Here is a 3,539-nt window from a genome sequence, read left to right on the forward strand (position 1 = left end):
TTTTGTTTGGTTGATAATGAACTGTGTTGATTACAAAAATACTAAAAATGCCCATATATTAATTCTCCTTCTTATAAACTTAGAATAATTGTAGCACAAGCTCTGATAAATAAAAACATGATGAACGACCTTTAAATTTATACTGCAATCGGGCGCTATTGTTGAATAAAAGGTACGAGAGATTTCTCTTGTATCTTTTTTATTTTTGAGTGGTTTTGTCCGTTATACTAGAAAACCGAAAGACGATAAAAATTTTATTTTTGCTGAGTCTGGCTTTCGGTAAGCTAGACAAAATGGACAAAATAAAAATTGGCAAGGGTTTAAAGGTGGAGATTTTTTGTGTCTTTTAGCCCCTGTGGGAAATATAGCGTTTAACCAACATGGTTACCCACTTTTTATGCCAATTTTTAAATTTGCATGTAGATGGGCAGTATTGAACAACAATACTGGGAGTGCCAATGAAATTAGTATAAAAAGGAATTCGACAAAAACTAGGCTACTTATCCCCTATAGAATATAGGGAATTAGCAGCCTAGAAAATAGTGTTTTTATTGAGCTCCCTTAGTAAGGGTGCAGTGCCAATTTCACATCTCTTTTTTTAATTTTGTATTATGTTTTGCTAAACGTTATGACAAAAATTAGATCACGCATTTATGCCGAGAAAATTTATTGATGTTGAGAAGAACCCTTAACTAAACTTGCAGACGAATGTCGGCATAGCGTGAGCTATTAAGCCGACCATTCGACAAGTTTTGGGATTGTTAAGGGTTCCGAGGCTCAACGTCAATAAAGCAATTGGAATAAAGCAACTTTGTTATTTATAATTATTTGATTGGAGGTGTGAATATGTTTTTTAAGTGTTCTATATGTGATGAAAAATTAAAGAGAGGTTATAAAACTTTAGCATGTGAGAATAACCATACTTTTGATATTGCAAAAGAGGGTTATTCGAATTTAATTTCAGGGCATAAAAAAAGTAAATACGATAAAAAATTGTTTATTGCTAGAAGAGAATTGAATGATAGTAGCAATTTGTATTCGATATTAATTTCAAAAATCATAGAAATTATTAAAAAATATGAGATTAAAACTAAAAATAATGTGATAGATGTTGGTACTGGTGAGGGTTATATTTTAAATGAAATTAGTAAAACATTTCTTGGTGAAAATGAATTCTTAGGTATAGACATTGCAAAAGAAGGTGTAAAAAAAGCAGCAAAATCATATAAAAATATAAATTGGTTGGTTGCTGATCTAGCTGATATACCAGTTATGAATGGGAATGTAGACTTTTTAATTAATGTGCTTAGCCCTTCTAATTATGATGAGTTTAAAAGAGTTCTAGATAAAGAGGGGAAATTGATAAAAATAATTCCTAATAGTGATTATTTAAAAGAAATAAGGAATATAGTCTTTAGTAATCATAAAAATAAGGATTATGATAATTCTGAGGTTATAGATTTATTTGAAGCTAATTTTAATAAAATTGAAATGATAGACATTAGTTATAAGGTTAAATTAAATAAAGAAGAATTGAATAAATTACTTGATATGACGCCTTTAACGTGGAATTTAAGTGACGTAGAAAAAGAAGGAATAATTAAGAAAAACTTAAGTGAAATTACGATGAGTTTTAAGGTTTTGGTTGGTGGTTTTAAAACGAGTTGAAAACGAGTTTCTTCTTGTCTTGATAATAAGGGTAACTATTGCCGGCGAGGCTAGTTACCCTTAAGTTATTGATATGACTGGGTTTAACCACAAAAAAAGTTGCTTTTTCGTACCTATTAATGTATCGTTTTAAATGACTAGTAAAAAACATACATAGAAAGGGGAAAAAGCAACTTTTTTTATTGTCATAGTTTGTAAAAACTAAGTTGTTTTTATGTGTTATAACATGGAAAAGTATACTGAGAAAAAACAAAGAAATCAAGTATTTCAGAAATTTATTAAACGTCATATTGGAGAGAATCAAATGGATTTAGTTGAAGATTGTAATACATTTCTGTCTTTTGTAGCTGATAAAACTTTAGAAAAACAGAAATTATATAAAGCTAATTCTTGTAAAAATCGATTTTGTCCTGTCTGTGCTTGGAGAAAAGCTAGAAAAGATGCTTTAGGTTTATCTTTGATGATGCAATATATTAAGCAGCAAGAAAATAAGGAGTTTATTTTTTTAACTTTGACTACACCTAATGTAATGTGTGAGGAATTAGAAAATGAAATAAAACGTTACAATAATTCTTTTAGAAAACTTATAAAAAGAAAAAAAGTAGGTAGTGTTATAAAGGGATATGTCCGTAAGTTAGAGATTACATATAATAAAAAAAGAGATGACTATAATCCTCATTTTCATGTGTTAATTGCAGTAAATAAATCGTATTTCACAGATAAAAGATATTATATTAGCCAACAAGAATGGTTAGATTTATGGCGTGACGTAACAGGCATTTCAGAAATCACACAAGTTCAAGTTCAAAAAATAAGACAAAATAACAATAAAGAGTTATATGAAATGGCTAAGTATTCTGGTAAAGATAGTGATTATTTAATAAATCAAAAAGTATTTGATGCATTCTATAAATCACTTAAAGGTAAACAGGTATTAGTTTATTCAGGATTATTTAAAGAGGCTAAAAAGAAATTGAAAAATGGGGATTTAGATTATTTAAAAGAAATTGATCCAACCGAATATATCTATCAAATTTTTTATATTTGGAAACAAAAAGAGTATTTAGCTAGTGAACTTTATGACTTAACAGAACAAGAAAAAAGAGAAATTAATCACAAAATGATAGACGAAATCGAGGAAGAACAATAACAAAATATAAGTGCTAACAGCTGACCTCCCGATAACACCATGTAGTTATTGGGAGGTCAGCTGTTAAATTATGCACGAGTATTTTAAAAGTTATTGTGATGACGACGATAAACGATTATCAAAAGTATAATGTTAAAATGCTTTATTATACTAATGTTATATAAACATTATACTTTCGTTATACAATTTTTGACCCTGTCGGGAACTATAAAAACATGAAAATTTTAATTTGCATGTAAATGGACAGTGTCTAAAAAATTAGTCACTGGATTTGCTCAAATTTTTGTTTGTGAAATTAGAATATATTTATTTGGCTCATATTTGCGTTTTAAGAGCTTATATATGTTTTTAGGTATAAAACCTATATGACACACCCCTAAATCTTCAAAATGCCCCCTTAAAATTCAAAATAAGTGTATTAAAAATAAAAGCCAACCCAAATAAATTGGATTGGCTTATTCTTTCGTACGGTCTATTTATTTTTCTTTCGACGCCGTATCGTCGATGTAAATCAAAAAAGTGGTTCTGTTGCAAAGTAAAAAAATATAGCTAACCACTAATTTATCATGTCAGTGTTCGCTTAACTTGCTAGCATGATGCTAATTTCGTGGCATGGCGAAAATCCGTAGATCTGAAGAGACCTGCGGTTCTTTTTATATAGAGCGTAAATACATTCAATACCTTTTAAAGTATTCTTTGCTGTATTGATACTTTGATACCT

General features: G+C 29.0%; 3 protein-coding genes and 1 pseudogene. 2 read left to right on the forward strand and 2 right to left on the reverse strand.

What is annotated here, in order from left to right:
• On the reverse strand, positions 1–55 hold a 55-nt coding region (ermCL, locus tag KA845_RS08630; protein WP_194378915.1), incomplete at its 3' end, for a 23S rRNA methylase leader peptide ErmCL.
• Positions 56–846: 791 nt separating this feature from the next.
• On the opposite strand from ermCL, the gene KA845_RS08635 reads away from it, so the two are divergent.
• Positions 847–1,668: a putative RNA methyltransferase gene (locus KA845_RS08635; protein WP_049948317.1), complete on the forward strand. Its 822-nt coding sequence runs from the start codon at positions 847–849 to the stop codon at positions 1,666–1,668.
• Positions 1,669–1,894: 226 nt separating this feature from the next.
• Positions 1,895–2,818: a protein rep gene (locus KA845_RS08640; protein ID WP_194378914.1), complete on the forward strand. Its 924-nt coding sequence runs from the start codon at positions 1,895–1,897 to the stop codon at positions 2,816–2,818.
• Positions 2,819–3,398: 580 nt separating this feature from the next.
• Here KA845_RS08640 and KA845_RS08645 read toward each other — a convergent pair.
• Positions 3,399–3,539, reverse strand: a pseudogene (locus tag KA845_RS08645) (IS6 family transposase); the annotation flags it as partial.

This window comes from Staphylococcus sp. GDX8P114P-2 (assembly GCF_017892945.1).
Taxonomy (GTDB): domain Bacteria; phylum Bacillota; class Bacilli; order Staphylococcales; family Staphylococcaceae; genus Staphylococcus; species Staphylococcus arlettae.